Raw genomic sequence first — 25,717 nt, 5'->3', positions numbered from 1 at the left:
CACGACATTACCGAGGTGTGCTTACCTCATAGGCATTTGTGAATTTCACACGTTTGTTTATCTGGGGCACATATACCGAGAAGGTGAATTGCCCGCTGCGGACCGCGGTGATCTCCAGCCAGCCGCCCACGTCGGCCATTCGCTCGGTCAGGTTCATCAGCCCTTGGCCGGACTCTCCCGCCCTGCGTACCGGGTGGACGCCGTCGTTCTTGATCGACAGCCGGACCAGTTCGTCGCGTTCGAGCAGCTGGATGGCGCATTGCCGCGCCTCCGCGTGGCGCAGCACGTTGGTCACGCCTTCGCGCAGGGCGTGCGTGAGCGCGTCGGCGACGTCACCGGGCAGGTCGGGGCACGCCACCCGGATCTGGCACCGCACTCCCACCGACTCCAGCAGGGCGCGGGCCGAGCTCATCTCCACCTCCAGCGAGGAGCGCCGCCCGCCATGGGCGACGGCCCGTACGTCCCCCGCCAGGGTGCGCAGCAGTTCGAGGGTCTCGCCGACCTCCAGCTTGGCCTTCTCGTTCTCCTCGTCCACCAGCCGATCGATGAGCTGCGTCTTCAGGACCAGGGCGGTGAGCCGGTGGCCCACCAGGTCGTGCAGATCCCTGCTGAAGCGGCGGCGTTCGAGCGCCACGGTCGTACGGATGGCGTCGGTCCTGGCGGAGGCCAGCCACTGCGCCCGCGCGGCCAGGCTCACCAGGGCGTACTCCATCAGGCCGAGCACCGGGGCGGCCAGCGCCCACCCACGGTCGGCGAGCCCTTCGTGGGGGGCCGCGAGCAGGACCGGCCCGCAGCACACGGCCAGCGCCACCAGCGTGGCCGACCTGATGCGCCCGGCCACCACCAGCAGCGCGCCGGCCAGCAGCCCGCACATCGGCGTCCATGCCGCCCCGAACAGGGCCAGCGGCACGTACGTCAGCCAGGCCTGCACGCCGACCAGCCACCACCCCCCGGCCTTACCCGCCAGGGTCCCCAGCACGAACCGGGCGTGGACGGCCAGCAGGAGGAGCAAGGCCACCGAGGCCACCGGTGAGAGCCCGGAGCCGGCGAGCCCTCCCTGCACCGGAACCGTCACGGTGAGGAGTCCCGCCATCAGGGTCAGCCAGGCCATGTCCAGGGGAGACGAAGGAATGTCGCCGAGAAGGCGCAGCCGGGGAGCCGGCTCGCTTCCTAATCCATTCACTTGTCCCCCGTCGCGCAGCGTCACGAGCACCGAACCGTCCGTTGTCCCTCTCCAATCGACCCGATGTACCGCGTTCTGTAAAGCGCAATGTCGGCTTCGAGCAGAACTTTCTGCCCGCACCCGCCTGACTTAGGCCGCGTTACGTGGTCATAGGGTTGCGGCTATGGATTACAGACGACTTGGTGACACCGGCCTGCGGGTCTCGCGCATCTGCCTCGGCATGATGAGTTTCGGGGATCCGGCCAGGCAGGAGTGGGCGCTGCCCGAGGACCAGGCCGAACCGCTCGTCCGCCGGGCAGCCGACGGTGGGGTCACCTTCTTCGACACGGCTGACGTTTACAGCGCCGGCGAGAGCGAGGTCGTGACCGGAAACCTGCTGCGCAAGATCTTCCCCAGGCGCGAGGACTACGTACTGGCCACCAAGGTCTATTTCCCGATGGGCAAGGGAGGCAACGACCGGGGCCTTTCGCGCAAGCACATCTTCGACGCGATCGACGCCTCGCTGCGCCGGCTGGGCACCGACTACGTGGACCTCTACCAGATCCACCGGTGGGACGACGAGACGCCCGTCGAGGAGACCATGGAGGCACTGCACGACGTGGTCAAGGCGGGCAAGGTCCGCTACATCGGGGCCTCGTCGATGTGGGCATGGCAGTTCGCCAAGGCGCAGCACGTGGCGCGGGAGAACGGCTGGACCAGATTCGTGTCCATGCAGAACCACTACAACCTGCTCTACCGGGAGGAGGAGCGGGAGATGCTCCCGCTCTGCGCGGACCAGGGCGTGGGCGTGATCCCGTGGAGCCCGCTGGCGCGCGGCATGCTGGCCCGCGCGGGCGCGGCCCAGTCGACGACCAGGGCCGGCTCCGACGCGCGCATCGACGCCCTCTACGACCCCGACAACGACCGGCTCATCCTTGACCGGGTGGCGGAGGTCGCGCGCGAGCACGAGCTGCCGGCCGCCCAGATCGCCCTGGCCTGGGTGCTCCAGCAGCCGACCGTCACGGCCCCCATCGTGGGCGCCACCAAGCCGGGCCACGTGGACGACGCGCTCGCGGCGGTGAGCGTGTCGCTTTCTGACAAGGACCTGGCCTCCCTCGCGGAGCCTTACCGGCCGCGCGAAGTGCGCATGTAGCCCCGCGCCGCCGTCGTGCGCATCGCCTTCGCCGTTTGTCGGAGGGGATCCCTAAGCTGGCTCCATGGCTAGGGCTAACGATGATGCGGCGGCGGCGCTCTCCGAATACGCGGAGCTGTTCGCGCTGACCGGTGGCGACGCGTTCCGGGTGCGGAGCTACCAGAAGGCCGCCAAGGCGATCGCCGGGTTCCCCGAGGACATCTCGGTGGCAGACGTGCGCGGTGTGCCGGGCGTGGGCGAGGCGATCGCCAAGAAGATGGAGGAGTTCCTGCAGCGCGGGAGCTTCCGCCAGCTCGACGACCTGCGCGGGCGGGTGCCCGAGGGGGTGCGGCGGCTGACCCGCGTGCCGACACTGGGGCCGAAGACGGCGATCATGCTGTTCGAGGACTACGGCATCGACTCGCCCGTGGCCCTCGGCGAGGCGATCACCGCCGGGCGGCTCGACGGCGTCAAGGGGCTCGGCCCCAAGACCCTCGCCAACCTCCTCAAGGGCATCGAGCAGCTGGAGCAGTCGGGTCGCCGGGTGCACATCGGCGTGGCCATGTCCCTGGCCGAGCAGGTGATGGCCTCGCTGAAGGCCGAGCGGATCGCCTACGCCGGGTCACTACGGCGGATGAAGGACACGATCGGCGACATCGACATCCTGGCGGTGGCGCCCGAGTCCATCATGGAGGACTTCCGCGCCCAGCCCTATGTAGCGGAGATCATCGCGGCGGGCGACAAGAAGACGTCGATCCGCACGACGTCGGGCCTTCAAGTGGACCTGCGCGTGGTGCCCGCCCAGTCGTGGGGCGCGGCGATGCAATACTTCACCGGCTCGAAGGAGCACAACGTCGCCATCCGGGAGATGGCAGTGAAGAAGGGCTGGAAACTCTCCGAATACGGACTGTTCGAGGGTGAGACGGTGATCGCCTCGGCGACCGAGGAAGACATCTACGCCGCGCTCGGCATGCAGTTCGTACCCCCGCCCATGCGCGAGGACGGCGGCGAGGTGAAGGCCGCGCTCCGCCACGAGCTGCCGGACCTCGTCCAGCTCCCCGACCTCAAGGGCGACCTGCACACGCACACCAACCTGACGGACGGCATCGCCTCGCTGGCCGACATGGTGGCGGCGGGACACGCCCGCGGCTACCTCTACTACGCCATCACCGACCACGCCCCCGACCTGGCCATGCAGCGGATGACCCTGGACAAGGCGCTGGAGCAGCGGCAGCAGGTCGTGGAGCTGCAACAGAAATATCCCGACATGCGGCTCCTGCACGGCACCGAGCTCAACATCGCCCCCGACGGCTCCGTCGACTGGCCCGGCGAGATCCTCCGCGAATTCGACGTGTGCGTGGCCTCGGTCCACTCGCACTTCGGCATGTCCCGCGACGAGATGACCCGCCGCTTCATCGCCGCCTGCGAAAACCCGTACGTGGACATCATCGGCCACCCGACCACTCGCAAGATCGGCAAGCGCCCGCAGGTGGACGCCGACTGGGACGCCGTCTTCCGCGCGGCCGGCCGCACCGGGACGGCCATGGAGATCGACTCCTTCCCCGACCGCTCGGACCTGCCCGCGGACCTGGTCCGCCTGGCCAAGCACCACGGGGTGAAGTTCTCGATCGACAGCGATTCACACGCCATCCCCCACCTGGCCAACCAGCGGTTCGGCATCGGGATCGCCCAGCGCGCCTGGCTGACCACGGATGACGTCATCAACACCTGGCCGCTGGAGCGCCTGCTCGCCTTCCTCGGCCGGTAGGAGCGGCCGTCGCCCGCTCGCCTTCCTCGGCCAGCGGGCGCAGCCATCGCCCAATCGCCCGCGCGAAACGGGCTCAGGCGCGGTGATCTCTTAAGACACCCCCTGAGCCGCCGCGCCACGCGAATTCTTCGCCACCTCGAACCTCGGTGTGTGGCGAACGGAGACTCCAGCACCCGATTCCGGTGCGGCCGGACCTGCTCGCTCCCGATCTCGAACAATCCGGCCCCTTCCCTCAGAGACACGGGCACCAGACGGATCCGCAGGTCATTGACGAGCCCGGCACGTATAAACCGCCGTCCCACATCGGCCCCACCACCGATCGCGACGCCCCGACCTCCGGCCACCGCCCGAGCCCTCCCCCCGAAGAGCCCGCCACCCTACAACTCATCACACCCGAGCCCACCCCGCTTACCCGTGAAGACGATTCCCTCGACCAACATGCCGCCACGACCAACGCCCTGCATGTCATCCCCGAGAATGACCACCCACAGGTGGATGTGGCCCCCAACGGATTACGCGAAAGTAATCCCACCTCCACCCCACGAAAGGACGGCGATCATGCCACCGGCGCCCAAGCGATCGAGAGCCCGCAAGATCTGGACCCGGGCTCTCGCAGCGCTGGCCGTGCTGCTCGTCGCCACCGTCGCCGGCGTGGTGGTGGCCTACCCCTCCTTGGCTGCCACGACGTGCCCCGGCTGCTACGGCCTGACGGAGCTCCGCCCCGGCGTCTACATCGAGCGCGACCTATCGCCGCAGCAACGATCACAAGTCAGCCAGACTGTCGGCGCCGCCACGAAGAGAGTCGAGACCTTCTACGGCGGCAGAAAGAGCTCACCCAGCCTGCTCATCTGCGCCACCGAGGAGTGCTACCAGCACATCGGCGGCCACAAGGAGCGTGGCATCGCCGTTCTGAACCGCTCAGTGATGCTGTCACCCCGCGGCCTCGACGCGGTGATCGCTTCACACGAGATGTCCCACGTCGAGCTCCACACCCGCCTCACCTCCGGGGCGGAGGTCCCGCAATGGTTCGACGAGGGCCTCGCCGTAGTCGTCTCCGACGACCCCCGCTACCTCGCCCCGCGAACAACCGGCGACCGCTGTCTGGTCTTACCGACGGCGCCGCTGCCGGTCTCCTTGGACGAGTGGCTGAGTACGGCCAGCAAGGATACGAACACGTATGCCAAGGCCGCCTGCCAAGTAGACCGCTGGCTCCGAGCCAACGGAGACCGGCAGGGCTTGGAGTCCCTCATCCAGCACCTCAACACCGGCGAGGCCTTCGACTCCCTCGTCCCCAACCGAGCACCCGATCATTCACCCTGAGCTCAACCCCGCCCATCAGCGTCCCCGAACGGCGGACCCGGAGAGCAGCCCTGAACGGCGAACCGTGAGAGCAGACCCGAAGAGCAGACCGCGAGAGCGGCCATGAACGGGCGGACCCGGAGGGGACCGCGCAAGAGCCCATCAGCCCCGCCTGCGGGAATCTCAGGCGGTCTGAGGGGGTTGGCATCTGCTCCGTGAAGCATAATCGTCCGTAGCTTTCTGTAGTCATATATACTCAGAGCGCGAAGCTTTCAGAGTGGGCGCGTCAACAGGGCGTCAGCTACCAGACCGCCTGGCGGTGAGTGAAGAACGGCACGATGCCGGTCCCCGCCCGCCAGGCTCCGTCCGGTACCTGGCTCGTTGACGACGCGCCTGCCGCGGCGCGGGGCCGGGTGGTCGCGTACTGCCGGGTGTCGTCGGCCGAGCAGAAGCCGGACCTCGACCGGCAGACGGCCCGTGTCGTTGAGGGCGCGAACCTCCTTGGCCTCGCGGTGGGTGAGGTCGTCAAGGAGATCGGGTCCGGGATGAACGGTCGTCGGCGCAAGCTGCATCGCGTCCTGTCCGACCCGAAGGTCGAGGTGATCGTGGTGGAGCACCGCGACCGACTGGCCCGCTTCGGGGTCCAGCACCTGGAAACCGCCTTGTCCGCGTCTGGGCGTCGCCTTGTCGTCCTCGACCGGGACGAGAACGCGGCCCGCAACCTCGCCGCCCTCGCGGCGGACTGCACCACTGGTACCGGAGTGGCCGGAGACCAGGGCGCGCCAGCGCCGAACCCTCGTGGAGCCGACCAGAAGACCCGCACCACCACCCGCCACCGTGAGGCCGCGGGTGGGCGGGCAGGTGGCGCGATCCCGCAGCAGCGGAAGGAAACGAGAGACCGTCAACAAGACACCAAGCCCCAACGCACTGGTGACATCGTTACGGACCTTCCGGGCGGAAACGCCCGGACTGCTGATACCTGACTATAGGATCAGCAACGGCGAATACAGCCACGGGTCGCGCAGATCGAAGTAGATGGGCTCGCCCTCGAACAGGTCCTTCCACTGCTCGAAGAGCTCCCGCATCTCGACCGGGAGCTCCTTGCCCTCGCCTTCCCTGGCCGCCTGCTCAGAGGTGAAGTACGCGACCTCGGTGTATCCGCCGTCCCCGTGCAGCGCGGCGAACCCGCCGATGAGGTCGGGCCGGAACGCGGCCAGGCCCCGCTCGCTCTGGGCGGTGATCTCCCGCATCCGCCGCGGGTCCCGGATCCGTCCCTGCATCACCTGGACGAATCCCGCCGCATCTGACCCGCCCTTCATGTACGTGTACACCTCGGAGCAGTCGTGGAAGGTGACCTCGCCGCTGAAGAGTTTCTGGGTCTCGGCCCACCACTGACCCTGCTCGGGCCGCTCGCTGTTGCGCCGCGCCGCCTCCCGCGACTCGAAACGCGCCGTGTTCACGAACATGCCGTCGTCCGTCACGCCGGCGGTCGTGCCGAGCCAGCCGTCCACCCCTGGCGCGAGCTCGGCGTGCCATCGGTCCAACGCCGCCCGCATCTCGCCGACGTCCCCGGCCTGTCCCTGAATGACCTGGATGAACATCGCGGCCCCCTTGCTCCGTACCTGAAATCCACGCTAGGAGTCCACCCGTGAAGGTCGAGATGTCGAGGCCCCATGCCATGCCCAAAACTTGCCGCCACTCCGTTGACCTCGGCAGGCGCCCGGCCCGCCGACCCCAGGCGGCCACGTTCGCCTGGCGGCCGACCTGCGGGCACCGGCGCCAGGCGGGAGAGGTGTACTGCCGATACGCCCTTCGACAGAACCTGTTTGCCTGGGCGTAAAGCCGGTTACCTGGATGGTGTGGATCTCGTCTGTCGGCATCTGGGGCGGAGGCAGGAGGGGGCCACAACCCTGCGTACAGGCCGCCTGGGGTGGGCGAAACGGATGACCGCAAGGTAGTCCGGCAGCCTTCGAGACCAAGGGCAAGGAACTCCTCGCGCAGGTCGACGTCGCCCGCGAGCTGGGCACCGGCCCCGCCCACACCTGACATATCTCATAACCTCGTACGTCTGAGAGAGACACCATGGAATTCGTCAAACAGCAGGCCACCACCAAGGCTCCTGCGGACTGGTTCACCGGCGACGTCTGGTTCGACGTGATCTACGCGGGCCAGGAGCCCTCCCGGATGCGTGCCAACATGGTCCGTTTCTCCCCGGGCGCCCGTACCCACTGGCACTCCCACGTACTGGGCCAAACCCTGCACGTCGTGTCCGGCGTCGCGCTGATCGGCACTCGCGACGGCACCGTCTTCGAAGCCCATCCCGGCCAGACCGTGCGCTGCCCCCCGAACGAGGAGCACTGGCACGGCGCCACCCCCGACCGCTTCATGGAGCACCTCGCCATGTGGGAAGGCGCGGGCGACGGCAGCACCGAAACCACCTGGAACGAGCCGGTCACCGACGAGCAATACAACCACGCCCGCCGCCACTGACCAGGTAAACCCGTCTTTCTTCCCACTCCGGCCGCAGCAGCACCGATGTACACCAGCGATCCCGACCCGACCCCGGTTCCGGTTCCGGGTCTCGGTCCCTGGCTCTGGGTCCGGGTTCCGGACTCTGGTTCCGGGCTCTGGGTTCCGGGGTCCCGGTCCAGGATCTGGGTCCGGGTCTCGGTTCCGGGCTCTGGGTTCCGGGGTCCCGGTCCGGGATCTGGGTCCGGGTTCCGGTCCGGACTCTGGTTCCGGTCCCGGGGTCCCGGTCCCGGTCGCGGTCCCGGTTCGGGTTCCGGGGTCCCGGTCCCGGTCCCGGTCCCGGTCCCGGTTCGGGTTCCGGGGTCCCGGTCCCGGTCCCGGTCCCGGTTCGGGTTCCGGGGTCCCGGTCCCGGTCCCGGTCCCGGTTCGGGTTCCGGGGTCCCGGTCCCGGTCCCGGTCCGGGTTCCGGGATTCCGGTCCCGGTCCCGGTCCGGGTTCCGGGATTCCGGTCTCGGTTCCGCAGCGGCCGCCGCGCCACAGGGCCGAAGGACGCCCAGCGAAAGGATCTTCGATGACCGAGCAACCCCGACAAATCGGCGGTGGACGCCGCATGATCGGTGATTTCGCGCCGAAGCTCGCCGAGCTCACGGACGACGTCCTGTTCGAGGACGTCTGGAATCGTACGGAGCTGGCCGCCCGCGACCGCAGCCTGATCACTGTCGCCGCCCTCGTCGCCGGCGGCGACGCCGATCAGCTCCGCTTCCACCTCGGGCGCGCCAAGGAGAACGGCGTCACCGAGACCGAGCTCATCGAGGCGATCACCCACCTCGCCTTCTACGCCGGCTGGCCGAAGGCCATGACGGCGATCACGACCGCGAAGCAGGTCTTCTCAGGTTGAGCGCCAAGACGAAAGCAGGTGGTGAACTCTTGAGCCGGATCCTGGTGACCGGTTCCGCGGACGGTCTTGGGCGTGCCGCGGCGGATGCGTTGTTGTCCGCGGGACACGACGTGGTGGTGCACGCCCGCAACCGGGAGCGTGCGGCGGGCCTCGATGCGCTGGTCGACCGTGGGGCACACCTAGTGGTGGGCGACTTCACCGAGCGTGATGCCGTACGGCGCATCGCAGCGGAGCTGAACGAGGCGGAGCCGCTCGACGCGGTCATCCACAACGCCGGCGTGTGGAGTGGACCGGCGGTCATGCCGGTCAACATCATCGCACCGTATCTGCTCACGGCCCTGGTGCGTGGGCCGCGCCGCCTGGTGTACCTGAGCAGCAGCTCGCATTTCGACGGGCGCCCGTCGCTCACCGAAGTCGACTGGCGAGGCCAGAGCACCGGCTCGTACTCCGACAGCAAGCTGTTCGTCACCACGCTCGCGGCCGCCGTAGCTCGCCTGCGTCCCGGGGTGCTGAGCAACGCCGTGGATCCGGGCTGGGTGCCGACGAGGATGGGCGGACCGAGCGCACCGGACGATCTCGAGCTCGGCCACCAGACCCAGGAATGGCTCGCCTCCAGCGACGAACCGCAGGCTCTGACCACCGGCGGCTACTGGTACCACCGTCGTCGGCTGCAGCCGCACCACGCCGTCCACGACGAGGCGTTCCAGGACCGCCTCCTGCAGAGGCTGGCCAAGGAGACTGGCACCGCGCTGTGAAAGGCGAAAAGAGCCGGGCAACATGAGCTGCGCGACAAGAGCTGCACGACAAGAGCTGCACGACAAGAGTCGGGCAACATGAGATGAGCGACAAGAGCTGATCGACGGTGTCAGGTTCGACGCCGCCCCCTGCCCAGCGCCGAACCCGGCCCGGTTCACCTTCCTTGTCTCCCGTGTCCGCTTATTCGCTCTCGGACACCACCATGCGTCTTCGCCAATCCGCTTCAGCCCGGTTCGGCGGGTTCCTGGAGCCAGGTAAAGACCCACCAACCCGCTTCAACCCGACCCAACGGATCCCCGGAACCGGGCAAAGACCCACCAACCCACTTCAGCCCGATTCAACGGATCCCTGGAGCCGGGCGAAGGCGGCGGCGTGGGGGGCGTTGGGGGCGAGGGTGTAGGTGACGATGGTCAGGCCGGGGTCGGCGGGGATTGCCAGGGCGTCGTAGTCGAGGTCGAGGTCGCCGACATCGGGGTGGTGGAAGCGCTGTCGTCCGCTGCGGTAGTACTCGACGTCATGGGCGTCCCAGCGGCTGGCGAATTCCGCGCTGTGAGTGGTGAGTTCGTCGATGAGGTCGGCGAGGTCGGCGTTGGTGGGGGCGCGGGCGGCTTCGACGCGCAGGCTGCCGACGGCGTCGTGGGCGATGCCCGCCCAATCGCGGTAGAAGCGACGGGCGCGGGGGTCCCGGAAGACGAAGCGGGCCAGGTTCGGCGGCTGCTCTCCGGCGTCCAGCGGCGGCTGCTCTCCGGCGCCCAGGGCCTCGCGGTACAGGGCGCGGGCGAGCCGGTTGGTGGCGAGGACGTCGAGGTGGGCGTTGCGGACGAAGGCTGCGGCGCCGGTCATGGCGTCGAGAAGCTGCTGGAGGCTGGGGCGGACATGTGAGGCTCCGCCGTCGCGGTCGGTGGCGCGGTGGGGAGAGTTGGCGGCGCGGTGGAGGGCGTTGGCGGCGCGTTGGGGAGCGTTGGCGGCGCGGACGAGGGCGGCCAGGTGGGCGCGTTCGACTTCATCGAGGCGGAGGGCGGCCGCGAGACTGTCGAGGATGTCGGCCGAGACACCGTGGACGTTGCCGCGCTCCAGGCGGGTGTAGTACTCGACGCTGATGGCGGCGAGTTGGGCCACCTCGGATCGCCGCAGGCCGCTGACGCGGCGCCGTCCGCCGATGTCGGGCAGCCCGGTTTCCGCCGGGGTGAGGCGGGCGCGACGGCTGGTGAGGAAGTTGCGGATGTCCTCGCGAACAGTGTCGGCTGGCACCTCTCCAGCGTAGGCCGCCGTCGTGTCAAGGGGTCCCCACCCGTACCCCTTACAGCTAGGACTCCCAGGTCAGAAGGGGTACGTGGTTGTGTGGATGAGCGGTCGGGCCACAGAGCCCGGCATCCACCCCCTTCCATTGAGGACCACGTACAGTCATGCCTTTCTTCGCTTCACCGCGCCGGTCGCCGACCACGGACGCGCAAGCACACGCCTCCCCGCGCCGGTCGCCAAGCGTTGGCGCGCAAGCGCACGCCTCTCCAGGCCGGTCGCCAACCGTGGGCGCGCACGCCACGGAGCGGCATTCGGTGGCGACGCTGGCCGCCGCCGTCCTGGGGTTCTTCGTGATCACTCTGGACGCGACGATCGTGAACGTCGCGCTGCCCTCGATCCGTGACGCGCTCGGTGGCGGCATCATCGGATTGCAGTGGGTCGTGGACGGCTACACCCTGATGTTCGCCGCTCTGCTGCTGTCGGCCGGCGCCCTGTCGGATCGGATCGGTGCCCGGCGCGCGTTCGCGGGCGGACTGGTGCTGTTCGTGATCGCCTCGATGGCCTGCGGGCTGGCTCCCTCGCTGCCGGCGCTGGTGGCCGCGCGCGTGGCGCAGGGCATCGGCGCGGCGGTCACCATGCCGACCTCGATGGCGCTGGTCCGCCACGCCTTCCCCGACCCGGCCCGCCGGGCCCGCGCGGTGGGGGTGTGGGCGATGGGCGGCGCCGTCGCGGCGGCGGCGGGGCCCGTGCTGGGCGGCTTGCTGAGCCTGGTCTCCTGGCGGATGATCTTCTGGATCAATCTGCCGGTCGGCGTACTCACGCTGCTGCTCCTGGCCCGCGCCCCGCATTCTCCGACCCGTCCGGCACCGTTCGACTGGATCGGGCAGGTCACCGGGATCCTGGCCATGGGCGGGCTGACCTACGGGGCGATCGAGGCCGGGGCGGCCGGGTTCACCGCGCCTCGGGTGCTCGTGGCGCTCGGCGTGGCGGTGGTGGCGTTGGCCGCGTTCGTGACCGCGCAGGCCAAGGTGGCCCATCCGATGGTGCCGCTGGAGTTGTTCCGCTCCGCGACGGTGGTGATCGCCACCGGGATCGGGTTCGCGTTCATGGTCGGCTTCTATGGGCTGCCGTTCCTGTTCAGCCTGTACTTCCAGCAGCAGCACGGCCTGTCCGCGCTCGCCGCCGGGATCGCGTTCCTGCCGATGATGCTGCTCAGCGCCTGCCTGACCCCGTTCGCCGCGCGGATCGCGGAGCGCACCGGCCCGCGCGTGCCGATCATGGCGGGGCTGGCGTTGATCGCGGCCGGGTCCGTGGCGCTGGCCCTGGTGCCGGGGTCGGTGCCGGTGTGGGTGACGGCGCTGCTGCTGATCCCGGTCGGGCTGGCGGGTCCGCTGGTGATGCCCCCGACCACCGCCCTGCTGCTGGAGCACGTGCCCGCCCACCGGACCGGCACCGCCGGCGGCGTGTTCAACACCAGCCGCCAGATCGGCGGAGCCCTGGCCGTGGCCGTCTTCGGCGCCCTGATCTCCGCTCCGGCCGGCTTCGAGTACGGGCTGCGCGTCAGCCTCGCCCTGGCCGCAGCAGTGGCGCTGGCCGCCGCGCTCGTCGCCTCCCGCATGGCCACCACCCAGCGCGACACCTGACCCCTCCCACACGGCCACCGCCCAACACGACACCTGACCCCTCCCACACGGCCACCGCCCAACACGACGCCTGACCCCTCCCACACGGCCACCGGCCGGGCCGAGCTACCGGCGGCCATGCGGCCTGGCACTGACTCCGCCACGGCGATTAAATGGTTTCCCTGTAGGAAATACATGCTGTGGAGGTAGCGCCCATGGAGCAAGCTCTGGCGACGATCGTCAAACCGCTGCCGGCCCACCTGTTCACCGTGCACGACGGCAGCGCCGAGATGCGGTGGGAAGCCATGGCCGGGCAGGGATACCACACCCCAATAGACCGATTTTTCGTGCGAAATCATACGTACACGCCCAGCATCGACCCCACGACCTGGCGGCTGCGGCTCCACGGGCCCGGGCTGCGATGTCCGGGCGAGTACGACTACGACCAGCTTCGCGCCATGCCGTCACGCACCATCGACGTCGCGATCGAGTGTGCCGGGAACGGCCGGCGACTCTACGCGGCGCAGCAGCACAACCCGGCCCCGGGCGCGCAGTGGGGGCTGGGCGCCATCGGGGTGGCGCGATGGCGCGGGGTGCCGCTCAGCTACCTGCTCCGGCACGCGGGACTGCGGCCCGATGCCGTGGACCTGCTGCCGAGCGGTCTCGACGCGCCGTTCGAGGACCACGGGCACGTACGCCGGCCGCTCCCGGTCGACAAGGCCATGGCCGACGTGCTCGTCGCGTACGAGATGAACGGCCGGCCGCTCCCGCCCGACCACGGATTTCCGGTACGCCTGGTGGTGCCGGGCTGGGTGGGAATAGCGTCGATCAAATGGCTGGGTGATATCGAGGTGGCGACCCGGGAGCTCACTTCCCCGTGGAACACCGTCTTTTACCGCGACGTGACCACCCAGCCGGTGAAGAGCGCTTTCGAGCTGGCGTGGAATGCGCGCCTGACGGTCGGCCGGCCGTACATCCTGCGCGGCAGGTCGTGGTCGGGGCGGGGGCGGATCATCCGGGTCGAGGTCAGCGTCGACGGCGGACTGAGCTGGCAGCGGGCCGCGCACCACGGCCCCCACCTGGTCAGCGCCTGGTTGCCGTGGCACATCGGCTGGACGCCCCGGCGGCCGGGGCCGTACGAGCTGATGGCGAGGGCGACCGACGAGGCGGGCGAGACGCAGCCGCTCACGACGCCGCACCACCCGTTCGGATATCACTTCGACGCTGTCGTGCGGCACCCTGTTTCCGTTGTCCACGGATAGGGAATTGTCACCGATCGGGGGTGAGCTGCGCATTTACTAAATGATGGGACAGCGCATCCGAATTCATCTGGAAGACTCTCGCGGAAACGTCGCGGCAATCCTCGCATGTGATGGTGGCCAGATTCCGTGAGAAAGGGAGAGCAGATGCGCCAGCTCACCGCACTCGACGCCCAGTTCCTCAACGTCGAATCCGCGACCACCGCCGCCAACGTGGCGGGCCTGGCGATCCTCGACCCCGCCGAGGGCCGTGTCACCCGCGACAACCTCGCGGCCCTGCTGCTGGAGCGGCTGCACCTGTCGCCGGCGCTGAGCCTGCGGCTGGCGGAGGTGCCGTTCGGGCTGGACCGGCCCTACTGGGTGCCCGACACCGAGTTCGACATCGGCAACCACCTGTTCGAGACGACCCTGAGCGCGCCCGGCGGCGAGCGGCAGCTGGCCGAGACGGTGGCGGCGATCCACGCCCGGCGGCTCGACCGGGCCCATCCGTTGTGGGAGATGCACCTGATCAACGGGCTGGCCGACGGCTTGGCCGCCGTCTACACCAAGGTGCACCACGCGGCCATCGACGGCGTCTCCGGCGCGGAGACGCTCGCCACCCTGCTCGACCTCTCCCCCGACGCCCGCGACCCGCTGCCGCCCGGCTGCCGGTCAGGCCGGACACCGCACCAGGCGGGCCAGACGGACCAAACACCACATAAGACGGACCAGACGCCGGGTAAGGCGCTGGACCTGGTCCCCGAAGGGCAGGCGCCCGGTCTGGTGGGCATGCTGGCCGCCGCCGCCGTAAAGACCGCGACCCACCCCATGCGCGCCATGCGTTCGGCGGTCAAGGCCGCCGGTGACCTCGACGCGATCCCCCTGGCCTCCGCCCTTCCCGGCTCGCGGCTGATCGCCAGGGCGGCCAGGTTCGTCGCCGGCGACGACACGCGGCGCCCCGAGCTGCCCGGCCTGACCGTCCCGCGCACACCGTTCAACGGGCCGATCAGCGGGCTGCGCCATCTGTCGTTCGGGTCGGTCTCGCTCAAGGACGTCAAGAGCGTGGCCAAGGCCAACGGGATGAGCGTCAACGACATCGTCATGGCCCTGTGCACGTCGGCGCTGCGGTCGTGGCTGGAGGAGCGGAACGCGCTGCCCGACGAGCCGCTGGTCGTCGCGGTCCCCGTCGCGGTCCGTACGGCCGGCGCCGGGGAGACGGTGGGCAACCAGATCTCCGCCATGATCGCCCCGATGCCCACGAACGTCGCCGACCCGGTGCGACGCCTGCGAGCCGTCGGCGCCACCATGAGCGCGGCCAAACGGCGCTTCGCCCTGGCGCCCCCCGCCTGGGTGAACGAGCTGTGCTCGCTGCTGCCCGCGCCCATCACCAGCCTGGCGACTCCGGCGATCTTCCGGCTGGCCTCGGTGACGTTCCCGCCGATCAACCTGATCATCAGCAACGTGCCCGGTCCGCAGTTCCCGTTGTACCTGTGCGGGGGACGGGTCCTGTCGTACTACCCGCTGTCGGTGCTGACCGACATGAGCGGCGGCGTGAACATCACCTGCTTCTCCTACGACGGCATGCTCGACTTCGGCGTGGTGGCCTGCCCCGAGCGGATGGACGACGTGTGGGGGCTGCTCTCCCACCTGAAGACGGCCCTCGACGAGCTGTCAGACGAGCGAGTGGGCGATGAGTTCCGCGACCGCGTCGGGGTCGATCTGGTGGCCGGTTAGCTGGCAGAGGTTCTCCTGGTAGAGGAGTACGGCCGCGAATGTGGCCGCCGCCACCTCCAGCCGGGCCGCGTCGCCCCGGGCGCCCGGCAGCGCCAGCTCCAGCGCGAACCTGGCCCGGCTGATCAGCTCGCCGTTGAGCCGGCCGAGCCGCTCCTTGACCGAGCCGTGCGTGTCGGCCTCGCGGAACAGGATGCGGCGCATCGCCGGCGAGGCGCGCAGCGGCAGCCTGCGGGCCAGCCGCGACAGCGTGCCCGCCGGGTCGCCGGGCACCGCGTCGACCTCGTGCCCCTCCTCGACCAGCGTGCGCTCGTCGATGAGCGCCACCAGGACGTCGATCTTGCGCGGGAAGTAATGGAAGATCAGCCCCTTGGGCACCGCGGCCAGCCTGGCGATGACCGCGGTCGGTGTGGCCTCGTAACCGCCACCGGCGAACAGCTCCTCCGCCGCGTCCAGAATGCGCGTCCGCGCGTCACCGACCTCCACAGCCGCACCCTAGCGTCACCCTGTAGCCCCTGGTAAGGGCACGGAAGTCGACGACATCCTCACTGGGCGCCGATGGCCCGGCTGAGCATCGGGTAGGCCCGGTACAGCTCCCGCTGCCAGGAGTCGTAGTTGTGCCCGCCGCGATAGAAGTGCGTCCGTACGGGCACACCCAGCCGCTCCAGCCGCCCCGCGAACGCCCGTGCGGCCCGGTTGGCGAGGTCCTCGACCAGGTCGCCCGCGCCCGCGGCCACGTACAGCTCGACCCCCTTGAGCTTCCCGGCCTGGTCGTAGGGGTTGTGGGCGCGCCAGACGGAGCGCTGCGCGGCCGGATCCCCCCAGAGGCGCTTCCAGTCGGTGCCGAAGCAGCCGATCGTGGTGCCCGCCATGACGGCCTGCGGCACGCCGGGTTCGAGGATGTGCACGGCTCCGCTGAAGGAGGCCGCGGCCGCCGTTCCACCAGTCGGAGTAACTGCCGCACTTGCCGCCGTCGGGCATGACGACCATCAGCCCGGAGTTCCGGGTGAGCGCGTCGACGTCGGTCTTGGCGGTCCACGAGGCGTAGTCGTCGAGGCCGCCGTGCAGCAGCCAGAGCACCGGCCAGTCGCGCCGCGACTCCCATCCCGAGGGCAGCAGCAGCCGGACCTTCGTGGTGGCGGCCAGCGCCGGCGACCTGATCGTCAGCTCCATCCTGCGCTCGTCGAGCCGCTTCTCCTCGACGACTTCGACCGCCTCGGCCGCCCGCGCGCCGCTCGACGGAGCCGGCCGGGGGGCGGGCTCGCCACCACGAGGGAGCAGTACGGCCACCGCCCCCAGCGTGAGAAGGCCGCCGACGACCAGGCAGCCGCGTAACCGGGGTGCCATCGAAACCTCCCATTTCGATGCGCGGATAATAGCCAGATGAGGTTCACGAAATGAGATCAATCGCCACCACGGACCTGTCCGTGTTCCCGATATGCCTGGGCACCAACGTCTTCGGCTGGACCGCCGACCGGGCGGCGTCCTTCGAGGTGCTCGACGCGTACATCGAGGGCGGCGGCAACTTCATCGACACGGCCGACGTCTACCCCTACTGGGCCACCGGCGAGTCCACCTCCGAGACGATCATCGGTGAGTGGATGGCGGAGCGCGGCAACCGCGACTCGATCGTGGTGGCCACCAAGGTCGGCATGCTGGAGGGCGTGAAGGGCCTGGCGCCCGCGACCATCCGTACGGCCGTCGAGGACTCACTGCGTCGGCTGCGTACCGACCGGATCGACCTCTACTGGGCGCATGTCGACGACAAGGACACCCCGCTGGCCGACACGCTGGCCACGTTCGGGCAGCTGATCACGGAGGGCAAGATCCGTCACATCGGCGCCTCCAACTACGGCGCCGAGCGGCTGGCGGAGGCGCTGCGGGTGGCCGACGACGAGGGTCTGCCGAGGTATGTCGCGCTGCAGCAGCAGTACAGCTTGATGGAGCGCGACTACGAGGGCGGGCTGCGCGACGTCGTGGCCGCGGAGGGGCTGTCCAGCACTCCCTACTCCTCGCTGGCCCGCGGCTTCCTGACCGGCAAGTACGCCCCGGGGGTCACGGTCGACAGCCCGCGCGCGGGACAGGCGGCCAAATACCTGGAGACGGAGCACGGGCGGCGGACGATCGAGGCCCTGACCAAGGTGGCCGCCGAGCACGACGTCGAGCCGGCGGCGGTGGCGCTGGCCTGGCTCGCCGCCCAGCCCACGATCACCGCGCCGATCTCCAGCGCCCGCGATGTCAGGCAGCTTCAGCCGCTCCTCACGGCGGCCGCGCTCACGCTGACCGGCGACGAACTACGCCTTCTGGACGAAGCCTCCCGTCCCTGACCACGGGAACCGGCCACAACTCACCGGGAGCTCCTACCTGACTACGATCTTGAATCTTCCCTGACGATCATGTGATACTCCACGCGACAACTTACTTTTGTCAGGAATGTCCGTCATGTGGGACGGGGCGATGGAGGAGCACGTGTCAGCCAGCGCCCCAGGCCGGGCAGCCAGGACCGTGCCCTTCCTCCGCTCATTGGCCAGGCACGCGCGCACCCCCGTCCGCGCCTTCGAGGAGGCGAGCGACCGGGCCCGTGGCGAGCTCGTCCGGCTGAACATGGGCCCGTTCCGCCCTTACCTGGTGACCCACCCCGACCACGTCCAGCATGTACTGCGCCGCAACCAGTCCAACTACCTGCGCGAAGGCATGTTCTGGGACCCGCTCGCCCCGCTCATCGGCAACGGCATCCTGTCCGACGGCCCCACCTGGGCCGACAGCAGGGCGATCCTGCAGCCCCTGTTCACCGCCAAGTACGTCGACGCGCTGGCCGGGCGGATGGCCGGGATCATGACCGAGCTGATCGAGACCGTCATGGTCCCCGGGCGGCCGTTCGACATCGCCGAGAGCGTGTCGGCCATCGTCCACCCGACCATCGTGCGACTGCTGCTCGGCGCCAAGCTCCCCGCGGCGGACGTCGACCGGCTGGCGCCCGCCTATGACACCGGCGTCACCTCCAGGTCCATTCGGCTGCTGCTGCCGTTCGTGCCCCAGGGATTCCCGCTGCCCGGTGACCGGGCGTTCAAGCGGGCCATCAGGACCATCGACGACGTCGTGTATCCGACGATCCGCCACGCGCGGACGCAGGCGCAGGAGGACGGCGACGTCGTCTCGGCGTTGTGCCGGGCCCGCCACGGCGACGTGGGCGCCGACGGCGACCGGCGGATCCGCGACGACCTGGTGGCCATCCACGGGGCCGCCACCGAGACCTCCGCAACCGCGCTGACCTGGGTGTGGCCGGTGCTCGACGCCCATCCGGAGGTGGCGGCGAAGGTGTACGAGGAGGTCGAGCGGGTCGTCGGCGCCGGGCCGGTCACCACGGACCACCTGCCGCGGCTCACGTACCTGCGGATGTTCCTGGAGGAGTTGCTGCGGCTCTACCCGCCGGGCTGGATCCTGCCGCGTACGGCCCGCGCGGACGACGTCATCGACGGAATCAGGATCGAGGCGGGAAGCACCGTCGTGCTCAGCCCGTTCCTGACCCATCGGCTGGCGGACTGGTGGGAGCGGCCGCTCGACTTCCTGCCCGAACGGTTCGCGCCCGCTGATCAGGCTCATGGCGGGGGCAGGCGGCACCGCTACGCCTACTTCCCCTTCGCCGCCGGGCCGCACGTCTGCCTGGGGCCGCACCTGTTCATGATGGAAGCGCTGCTGCTGGTGGCGGGGGTTCTCAGCAAATACCGGCCGGTGCTGGACGACAGCGGACCGGTCACCCCCCGGCCGGCCTCCACGCTGCGGCCGGCCACCGGCCTGTCGATGACGCTCGTGCCGGTCGGCCGCCGATGACACACTCCCCCACGGGCGTCCAGACGGGCGCCGGCTTCCGAACGGGCTCCGCGACCGACCCTCCGGCTGACCCACCGACTGGCGCCGAGCTGGGCAGAACGTGCGCGCTGGCCGTGGAGTGCGCCCGCGACCTGTCCCGTCATGCCCGGCGGTACGGCGAGCTCTTCCCGGCCCGGCCGTTCGACGCGGGCTTCTTCCACTCCCTCGGGCTCGTCAGTGCCTTCGGCTCGCCCTGGGCCGGCACCGCCGAGCTCCGGGCGGTCAGCCGGGCGGCGCTGTGGGTGTTCGCCGTCGACCTGCGCATCGACCACATCGCCGAATCACGCGCGGAGGTCACCGCCCTGGTCGGCGACTGCCTGGACGTGGCCGGCGGCGCCACGCCCCTGAGCCCGATCACCCGCTTCCTCGCCGACCTCCGCGACGGCCTCCGGTACGGCTTCCCAGACGATCCCGACGAAGCCGGTCGGCGACGCGACGGATCCCGTGACGGTTTCCGCGATGAACCCGCCAACGGATCCGGCGACGGCCGCCAGAACGAACCGGCCGGCGGATCCCGCGACGGCCACCGAGACGAACCGGCCAGCGGATCCCGCGAGGGCCACCGAGACGAACCGGCCGACGCCGCCTGGCACGACCAGCTCGCGCGGATGCTGACCGCGATGGCCAAGGAGTGGGACTGGCGCGCCACCGGAGCCCGGCCCGGCCTGGAGGAGTACCTGGACAACGCGGCCGGCACCGGCTCGTCCTTCGTCAACCTGTCGCACTGGATCTCCACCGGCGAACCGCTCGAACCGGCCAGCCGGGCCGGCGAAGAGGTACAGCGCTACCTACGGCTGCTCAACGACCTGGCGACGGCCGGCAGGGAGGCCCGCTGGGGCGACGCGAACGCGCTCACGCTGGGCATCAGACCTGCCGACGTGAGCGAACGCATGGCCGGGATCGCCGCCCGGGCCGCCGAACTGATCCGGCCACTGCGAGCGACCGGCCCGCGCGCCGCGTACTACCTGGAGCGACAGCTGACCTTCAATACCGGCTTCTACGGCATGTCCGATTACTGGGGTGAGCTGTGAACTATGCCCGCGAAGCCGACGAGCTGGTCGCCACGCTGATGGCCAGACCGTGGGGGCAGGTCTCCGCGTCGATCTACGAGACAGGACGCCTGGTCACGCTGGCCCCCTGGCTCACCGGCCACCGGGAGCGGATCGACTATCTGCTGGCCACGCAGCGGGCCGACGGCTCGTGGGGGGCACCCGACGGCTACGGCCTCGTTCCCACGCTGAGCGCCACGGAGGCGCTGTTCAGCGCACAGGCCGAACGCCCGGACAACGGTTCACGACGCGAGACCCCGCCGAGCGAGGAACGCCTCGGCCAGGCCGCGCGCAAGGGGCTCGACGTGCTGCGCGGCTGGCTGTCGCACGCCGTCGAGGTGCCGGACATGCCGGCCGTGGAGCTGATCGTCCCGTTCCTGATCACTCTCATCAACGCCCATCACCCCGGCGAACCCCTGCCGTTGCCGTCGGGGATGGACTACTCGCGCGTCGAGCGCATCAGGCAGGCGGTCGCGTCGGGCGCGGAGTTGCCGCAGAAGCTGCTGCACGCACTGGAGGTGGCCGGTCCTGACGCGGGCGGCGCCCGCGCGGTGCGTCCGACGGCGATCGGCACGATCGGCGCCTCGCCCGCCGCCACCGCCGCCTGGCTCGGCAGCGTCCTGCGGCACGCCCCCGACCGGCCGGGTGGCGCGCTTCTGGACGCCACCCAGGCCCGATCCCACCTGGAGGCCGTGGCGACCCGCTACGGTGGCCCGGTCCCGGTGGGGCTGCCCATCACGGTCTTCGAGCGCGGCTGGGTGCTGAGCTATCTGGCCAGGGCGGGCGTCCCGGTCGAGGTGCCGCCGGAGATGGTGGCCGACCTCAGGGCGGCGATGGGCCCCTCGGGCACGCCCGCCGGTCCGGGGCTGCCGGCCGACGCCGACACGACGTCGGTTGCGCTGCACGCGCTGGCCCGGCTCGGCATGCCGTACGACCCGGAGATCCTGATGGCGTTCGACACGGGAGCGCATTTCTGCACCTGGCCGGGCGAGGACGGCTTCTCCATCAGCGTCAACGCGCACGTGCTCGACGCGTTCGGGGCGTACACGACGGCCCGGCCCGAGCGGGCGGTCTCCTATCGGCCGGTCATGGCACGCCTGGGCGCGCTACTGGCCGAGCGTCAGCAGCCCGACGGGAGCTGGGACGACCGCTGGCACGCCTCCCCTTATTACGCGACGCTGAGCTGTGTACTGGCCCTGAGCGAGTACGGCGGGCGAGATCGGGCCCGGCCGGTGGCCAGGGCGCGTGACTGGCTCCTGGCCACCCAGCGGAGCGACGGCTCATGGGGCCGCTGGGAAAGCACGATCGAGGAGACCGCCTACGCCGTCCAGGCGCTCCTGCTTCCCGGTTCGGCCAGGAACATCGGCTACGAGCAAGCCGCTTCTCGAGGGCACGCCTACCTGCTCCACGCGAACAACAGGCCAGACTATCCGCCTCTGTGGCATGACAAGGACCTTTACAGTCCTATTGCCGTGGTAAGGGCCGCCGTCCTGGCCGCACTCCATCTGGGCAGCAAAGTGAATTTGATAGGACAATAAGGGCATATCAGCATTTTCACTGATTGCGCTGGCTTGAGTACGCTTTGCGGCGTTGCTAAGGTATGCCGCGTGCTCGGGCATTCAAGAAGCTCAACAATGCTCTGACTCCGGGCTTTACGCAATAATTCCTGCAGGATGGCTTCATATGCGCTTCCGTAGCTCTAGCGTGCGGACAAAAGTGACTGCCCTACTGGTGTCGCTGGTCGCACTGTGGGGATTCGCCGCCTGGGTGACGCTGCGCGAAGGTGTGAACCTGGTCGGTGCCACCACGGTCGACAGCGGAGCGGTGCAGCCGGCCGAACGGTTGCTGGCCGAGCTGCAACGCGAGCGACGCCTCACGTTGGTCGCCCTCGGCTCCGGCACACGGATGCCCGACCGGGCCGTACGCGAGCAGCGCTCGAAGACCACGGCCGCTCGCGCCGAGTTCATCGAGTCCGCCACCAGTTCCACCGTCGAACTGGCCGCCGACGCCTTGCTGACCCAGCGTCTGGGCGAGGCGTACCGCAGCCTGGCCGACCTGGAGAACGTCAGGAAGGCGATCGACGGCGGGCGGCCGGATCGCCGCGCGGCGGCCGGCTCCTACAACGACATCATCGACGCCCTCTACCGCATGTTCGACGGTGTGGCCTCGCTCGACGACAAGGAGATCGCCAAGGATGCCCGCACGGTCCTGCTGGTGAGCCGGTCGAGCGAGTACCTGGCCCGCGAGGACTCGCTCGTCGCCGGGGCCCTGGCCAGAGGCGCCTTCACCGCCACCGAACACACCGACTTCGTGCAGATCGCCGGCATCTCCCGTTTCAACCTGGAACAGGCCGTCCGCCAGCTCCCCGCCGAGGACAAGGCCGAATACGACGCGTGGCTCAAGTCCAAGTCCGTCACGCAGCTGCGCGCGCTGGAACAGCGGCTCATCCAGCAGGTCGACACGGGCCTGCCGCCGCCCGTGACCGGCGCCGAGTGGCGGGCCGCGGCCGAACCGGCCCGCGCGGGCCTGGAGAAGGTCATCGCCGACGGCGGCGACCGGCTGGTGGCCAGGGCCATTCCCGGCGCCGTCGGGGTCCTGCTCCGGCTGCTCCTGGCGGGCGGACTCGGCCTGGTCGCCGTCGTGGCCTCCATCGTCCTGTCCGTCACCACCACGAGGCAACTGCTGGCGCAGCTGAAGAAGCTGCGTGACGCCGCGCACGAGCTGTCCGACGAGCGGCTGCCCCGCCTGGTGGAGCGGATCGGGCACGGCGAGGAGGTGGACCTGGCGCGTGAGGCCCCGTCGCTGGACTTCGGTGAGGACGAGATCGGGCAGGTCGGCCAGGCGTTCAACACCGTGCAGCGCACAGCGGTCAGCGTCGCCGCCGAGCAGGCCGAGCTGCGGCGCAGCATCCGCGACATCCTGCTCAGCCTGGCCCGCAGGACCCAGGGCCTGGTGCACCGGCAGCTGACCGTGCTCGACGTGATGGAGCGGCGCGAGACCGACCCCGAGGAGCTGAAGGAGCTCTTCCGGCTCGACCACCTGGCCATCCGGATGCGGCGCAACGCCGAGAACCTCATCGTGCTGTCCGGCTCCTCCCCGGCCCGTGTCTGGCGCCGCTCAGTGCCGATGGTCGACGTCGTACGCGGCGCGCTGGCCGAGGTGGAGGACTACACCCGGGTGACGCTCATGCCGATGGGCGACGTCGTGCTGCTGGGCCGCGCCGTGGGTGACGTCATCCACCTGCTGGCCGAGCTGATCGAGAACGCGGCCTCCTTCTCCCCGCCCTACACCACCGTCGAGGTCCGCGGGCAGCTGGTGGCCAACGGCTACGTGGTCGAGATCGAGGACCGCGGGCTCGGCATGAAGCCGGAGGACCTGGAGTCCGCCAACGAGCGCATCGCGGACCCGCCGGAGTTCCGCATCACCGGCACCGCGCGCCTGGGACTGTTCGTGGTCAGCCGCCTGGCCGGGCGCCACGGGATCCAGGTCGTGCTCAAGTCCTCACCGTACGGGGGGACCACGGTCGTGGTCCTGATCCCCCAGGAGCTCGTCCAGCTGGGAGAGGCGCCGGAGGAGGGCGATGAGCCGACGCGGCTGCCCCGCAGGAAGGCGGTCACCACGGCGGCCCGGACGGCCGCTCCGGAGAACGTGCGCCGGCTGACGGTGGCTCCGCCCCGCGACCCCGCCGACCCGGAGCCCGCACGGGAGCGCGTCCGTCCGGAGCCTGAACGCGACCGTGTCCGCCCGGAGTCCGAACGCGAGTGTGTCCGTCCGGAGTCCGAACGGGAGCGCGTCCGTCCGGAGCCGAGGCGCGCGCGACCGGAGCCCGCACAGGATCAGCCCCCCGCCGAGTTCACCCCTTCCGGCCTGCCCTTGCGGGTGCCACAGGCCAGCCTTGCCCCCGCCCTGCGCGACGAGGCGCCCGCCGCGCGACCGAACCCCGAGGAGGACGATGACGAACGCTCGCCGGAAGAGATCCGCGCGATGATGGGATCTCTGCAGTCGGGCACCAGGCTGGGCAGGACCGAAGCGGCCAAAATCATGGACGGGCTCGAAGGAGAGCAACCGGGAGGCGAGACGTGACACCTGGTTCCGGCACGGATCTGAACTGGCTGCTCGATGATCTGATCGGCCGGGTCAAGGAGGCCGAGCACGCCATCGTCCTGTCTTCTGACGGACTGCTGATGGCGTCGTCCGCGGCGTTGCAGCGGACGGACGGCGAGCACCTGTCGGCGGTGGCCTCCGGGCTGCAGAGCCTGGCCAAGGGTTTGTCGGAGCATGTGAGCGGTGGCGTGGTCAAGCAGACGGTGGTGGAGTGGCGCTCGCGATTCCTCATCGTGACCGTGGCGGGCGAGCGGGCGTGCCTGGCCGTCCTGTGCGCGCAGAACGCGGACATCGGCCTGGTCGCCTACGAGATGGCCATGCTCGTGGCCCGGGTCGGCCAATACCTCACCTCGGGCGCCCGTGCCGAGGCCGTGGCCAGGGGTGATCGGTGAACACCCCTGGTCACGGCCCCACGGACGGGCCCGAGGACGAGCACTGGGTCGATCCGGAGATCATCCGGCCCTACGTGGTGACGCGGGGGCGGACCCAGCCCGCCCATGGCAAATTCGACCTGATCTCCATGGCCGTGGCCATCGGCCCGACGCCCGGTCCCGAGGCCGGGCTCGACCCCGAACATCTGTCGATCCTGCGGCTCTGCCGCGAGCCCAAGTCCGTCGCCGAGATCGCCGCACACCTGGACCTGCCCGCGGGCACGATCCGGGTGCTGCTCGGCGACCTGTTCGACAAAGAACTCGTCTCGGCCCAGGAACCGCAATCCGAGGTGGACATGAACGATATGAAGATGTACAGGGCGGTGCTCGATGGCCTTCGATCGCTCTGACCGCCCGCGCCTGCCGACCGCGATCAAGATCCTGGTCGCCGGTGGTTTCGGCGCGGGCAAGACCACGCTGGTCGGCGCGGTCTCCGAGACGCGCCCCCTGCGGACCGAGGAGATCCTGACCGACCGCGGCATCGGCATCGACGACATCTCGTCCGTGGAGGCCAAACGGACGACGACCGTGGCGATGGACTTCGGCCGCATCACGCTCAGCGCCGACTACGTGCTCTACCTGTTCGGCACGCCGGGGCAGGAGCGGTTCTGGTTCGTCTGGGACGAGTTGGCCGAGGGCTCCCTGGGCGCGGTCGTCCTGGCCGACACCCGCCGCCTGGCCGACTGCTTCCCCTCGATCGACTATTTCGAGCGCCGTGGGACGCCGTTCGTGGTGGCGGTCAACTGCTTCGAGGGCGCGCGGACGTTCGAGCTCGACGAGGTACGGCTGGCGCTCCAGCTGAACCCGTCAATCCCGATCATCATGTGCGACGCCAGGAAGCGCGACTCGAGCAGGGAGGTGCTGATCACCCTGGTGAAACATTCCGCCAAACTCCGCGCGGAGCCTGTGGCTCCTTGACGCCGGTCGGAGCGCGGCGGCCGTGGCT

Annotated in this window: 23 protein-coding genes and 1 pseudogene; 18 read left to right on the top strand and 6 right to left on the bottom strand. The window is 69.9% G+C overall.

Annotated elements, in window-relative coordinates:
- Positions 1-7: 7 nt before the first annotated feature.
- On the bottom strand, positions 8-1,183 hold the full coding sequence (locus ACQP2T_RS21030; RefSeq protein ID WP_433517805.1) for a sensor histidine kinase: 1,176 nt from the start codon (positions 1,181-1,183) through the stop codon (positions 8-10).
- Positions 1,184-1,346: 163 nt separating this feature from the next.
- Between ACQP2T_RS21030 and ACQP2T_RS21025 the strand changes: the two genes are divergently transcribed.
- The 4 genes from ACQP2T_RS21025 (at position 1,347) to ACQP2T_RS21010 (ending at position 6,344) form a co-directional block, all read left to right on the top strand.
- Positions 1,347-2,315 (top strand): aldo/keto reductase, encoded by a 969-nt coding sequence (locus ACQP2T_RS21025; protein WP_433517804.1) that lies wholly within the window; start codon positions 1,347-1,349, stop codon positions 2,313-2,315.
- 64 nt (positions 2,316-2,379) lie between these two features.
- Positions 2,380-4,062, top strand: a complete 1,683-nt coding sequence (polX, locus tag ACQP2T_RS21020) for a DNA polymerase/3'-5' exonuclease PolX (RefSeq protein WP_433517803.1) — start codon at positions 2,380-2,382, stop codon at positions 4,060-4,062.
- 558 nt (positions 4,063-4,620) lie between these two features.
- A complete protein-coding gene (locus ACQP2T_RS21015; RefSeq protein ID WP_433517802.1) occupies positions 4,621-5,382 on the top strand; it encodes a hypothetical protein in 762 nt (253 codons plus the stop codon).
- 317 nt (positions 5,383-5,699) lie between these two features.
- The gene (locus ACQP2T_RS21010; RefSeq protein ID WP_433517801.1) at positions 5,700-6,344 is read left to right on the top strand and encodes an IS607 family transposase; all 645 of its coding nucleotides are present in this window, start codon (positions 5,700-5,702) and stop codon (positions 6,342-6,344) included.
- Here the strand turns inward: ACQP2T_RS21010 and ACQP2T_RS21005 are convergent, their stop codons facing one another.
- Positions 6,345-6,962, bottom strand: coding sequence for a hypothetical protein (locus ACQP2T_RS21005; protein WP_433517800.1), 618 nt, complete (start codon positions 6,960-6,962; stop codon positions 6,345-6,347). It lies immediately after the preceding gene.
- Between the two features lie 481 nt (positions 6,963-7,443).
- Here ACQP2T_RS21005 and ACQP2T_RS21000 point away from each other — a divergent pair, with 481 nt between their 5' ends.
- The 3 genes from ACQP2T_RS21000 (at position 7,444) to ACQP2T_RS20990 (ending at position 9,483) form a co-directional block, all read left to right on the top strand.
- Complete coding sequence (locus tag ACQP2T_RS21000) at positions 7,444-7,851, top strand: (R)-mandelonitrile lyase (RefSeq protein ID WP_433517799.1); 408 nt, start codon at positions 7,444-7,446, stop codon at positions 7,849-7,851.
- A gap of 550 nt (positions 7,852-8,401) precedes the next feature.
- Positions 8,402-8,728, top strand: coding sequence for a carboxymuconolactone decarboxylase family protein (locus ACQP2T_RS20995; protein ID WP_357951193.1), 327 nt, complete (start codon positions 8,402-8,404; stop codon positions 8,726-8,728).
- Positions 8,729-8,757: 29 nt separating this feature from the next.
- The gene (locus ACQP2T_RS20990) at positions 8,758-9,483 is read left to right on the top strand and encodes an SDR family NAD(P)-dependent oxidoreductase (RefSeq protein WP_433517798.1); all 726 of its coding nucleotides are present in this window, start codon (positions 8,758-8,760) and stop codon (positions 9,481-9,483) included.
- A gap of 328 nt (positions 9,484-9,811) precedes the next feature.
- Here ACQP2T_RS20990 and ACQP2T_RS20985 read toward each other — a convergent pair whose 3' ends face one another.
- Positions 9,812-10,735, bottom strand: coding sequence for a helix-turn-helix transcriptional regulator (locus ACQP2T_RS20985; RefSeq protein ID WP_433517797.1), 924 nt, complete (start codon positions 10,733-10,735; stop codon positions 9,812-9,814).
- Between the two features lie 305 nt (positions 10,736-11,040).
- Here ACQP2T_RS20985 and ACQP2T_RS20980 point away from each other — a divergent pair, with 305 nt between their 5' ends.
- From ACQP2T_RS20980 to ACQP2T_RS20970, 3 genes are all read left to right on the top strand, one after another.
- Complete coding sequence (locus tag ACQP2T_RS20980; RefSeq protein ID WP_433517796.1) at positions 11,041-12,369, top strand: MFS transporter; 1,329 nt, start codon at positions 11,041-11,043, stop codon at positions 12,367-12,369.
- A gap of 194 nt (positions 12,370-12,563) precedes the next feature.
- Positions 12,564-13,610 (top strand): sulfite oxidase, encoded by a 1,047-nt coding sequence (locus ACQP2T_RS20975; protein ID WP_433517795.1) that lies wholly within the window; start codon positions 12,564-12,566, stop codon positions 13,608-13,610.
- A gap of 144 nt (positions 13,611-13,754) precedes the next feature.
- Complete coding sequence (locus ACQP2T_RS20970) at positions 13,755-15,320, top strand: WS/DGAT/MGAT family O-acyltransferase (RefSeq protein WP_433517794.1); 1,566 nt, start codon at positions 13,755-13,757, stop codon at positions 15,318-15,320.
- Here the strand turns inward: ACQP2T_RS20970 and ACQP2T_RS20965 are convergent.
- The 3 genes and pseudogenes from ACQP2T_RS20965 to ACQP2T_RS20955 form a co-directional block, all read right to left on the bottom strand.
- Positions 15,258-15,803, bottom strand: coding sequence for a TetR/AcrR family transcriptional regulator (locus ACQP2T_RS20965; RefSeq protein WP_357951183.1), 546 nt, complete (start codon positions 15,801-15,803; stop codon positions 15,258-15,260). The genes ACQP2T_RS20970 and ACQP2T_RS20965 overlap by 63 nt on opposite strands.
- 59 nt (positions 15,804-15,862) lie before the next feature.
- On the bottom strand, positions 15,863-16,225 hold the full coding sequence (locus tag ACQP2T_RS20960) for a hypothetical protein (protein ID WP_433517793.1): 363 nt from the start codon (positions 16,223-16,225) through the stop codon (positions 15,863-15,865).
- 81 nt (positions 16,226-16,306) lie between these two features.
- Positions 16,307-16,490, bottom strand: a pseudogene (locus ACQP2T_RS20955) (alpha/beta hydrolase); the annotation flags it as partial.
- A 224-nt stretch (positions 16,491-16,714) separates the two neighbouring features.
- On the opposite strand from ACQP2T_RS20955, the gene ACQP2T_RS20950 reads away from it, so the two are divergent.
- The 8 genes from ACQP2T_RS20950 to ACQP2T_RS20915 all read left to right on the top strand — a co-directional run bounded on the left by ACQP2T_RS20950 (position 16,715) and on the right by ACQP2T_RS20915 (position 25,689).
- Complete coding sequence (locus ACQP2T_RS20950; RefSeq protein WP_433517792.1) at positions 16,715-17,644, top strand: aldo/keto reductase; 930 nt, start codon at positions 16,715-16,717, stop codon at positions 17,642-17,644.
- 142 nt (positions 17,645-17,786) lie between these two features.
- Positions 17,787-19,148: a cytochrome P450 gene (locus tag ACQP2T_RS20945; RefSeq protein ID WP_433517791.1), complete on the top strand. Its 1,362-nt coding sequence runs from the start codon at positions 17,787-17,789 to the stop codon at positions 19,146-19,148.
- Positions 19,145-20,218 (top strand): terpene synthase family protein, encoded by a 1,074-nt coding sequence (locus ACQP2T_RS20940; RefSeq protein ID WP_433517790.1) that lies wholly within the window; start codon positions 19,145-19,147, stop codon positions 20,216-20,218. Before ACQP2T_RS20945 ends, ACQP2T_RS20940 begins: the two co-directional genes overlap by 4 nt.
- On the top strand, positions 20,215-21,774 hold the full coding sequence (locus ACQP2T_RS20935; RefSeq protein WP_433517789.1) for a prenyltransferase/squalene oxidase repeat-containing protein: 1,560 nt from the start codon (positions 20,215-20,217) through the stop codon (positions 21,772-21,774). The genes ACQP2T_RS20940 and ACQP2T_RS20935 overlap by 4 nt, the downstream gene beginning before the upstream one ends.
- Positions 21,775-21,952: 178 nt before the next feature.
- The gene (locus ACQP2T_RS20930; protein WP_433517788.1) at positions 21,953-24,319 is read left to right on the top strand and encodes a nitrate- and nitrite sensing domain-containing protein; all 2,367 of its coding nucleotides are present in this window, start codon (positions 21,953-21,955) and stop codon (positions 24,317-24,319) included.
- Positions 24,316-24,732, top strand: a complete 417-nt coding sequence (locus tag ACQP2T_RS20925; protein WP_433517787.1) for a roadblock/LC7 domain-containing protein — start codon at positions 24,316-24,318, stop codon at positions 24,730-24,732. The genes ACQP2T_RS20930 and ACQP2T_RS20925 overlap by 4 nt, the downstream gene beginning before the upstream one ends.
- Positions 24,729-25,121: a DUF742 domain-containing protein gene (locus ACQP2T_RS20920; protein WP_433517786.1), complete on the top strand. Its 393-nt coding sequence runs from the start codon at positions 24,729-24,731 to the stop codon at positions 25,119-25,121. The genes ACQP2T_RS20925 and ACQP2T_RS20920 overlap by 4 nt, the downstream gene beginning before the upstream one ends.
- Entirely contained in the window at positions 25,102-25,689 is a 588-nt protein-coding gene (locus ACQP2T_RS20915) for a GTP-binding protein (RefSeq protein ID WP_433517785.1), read from the top strand. Before ACQP2T_RS20920 ends, ACQP2T_RS20915 begins: the two co-directional genes overlap by 20 nt.
- Positions 25,690-25,717: the final 28 nt, after the last annotated feature.

It is taken from the genome of Nonomuraea sp. CA-143628, assembly GCF_050942315.1.
In the GTDB taxonomy this organism is placed as follows: Bacteria; Actinomycetota; Actinomycetes; order Streptosporangiales; family Streptosporangiaceae; genus Nonomuraea.
This window is presented reverse-complemented; position numbering and strand designations above follow the sequence as displayed.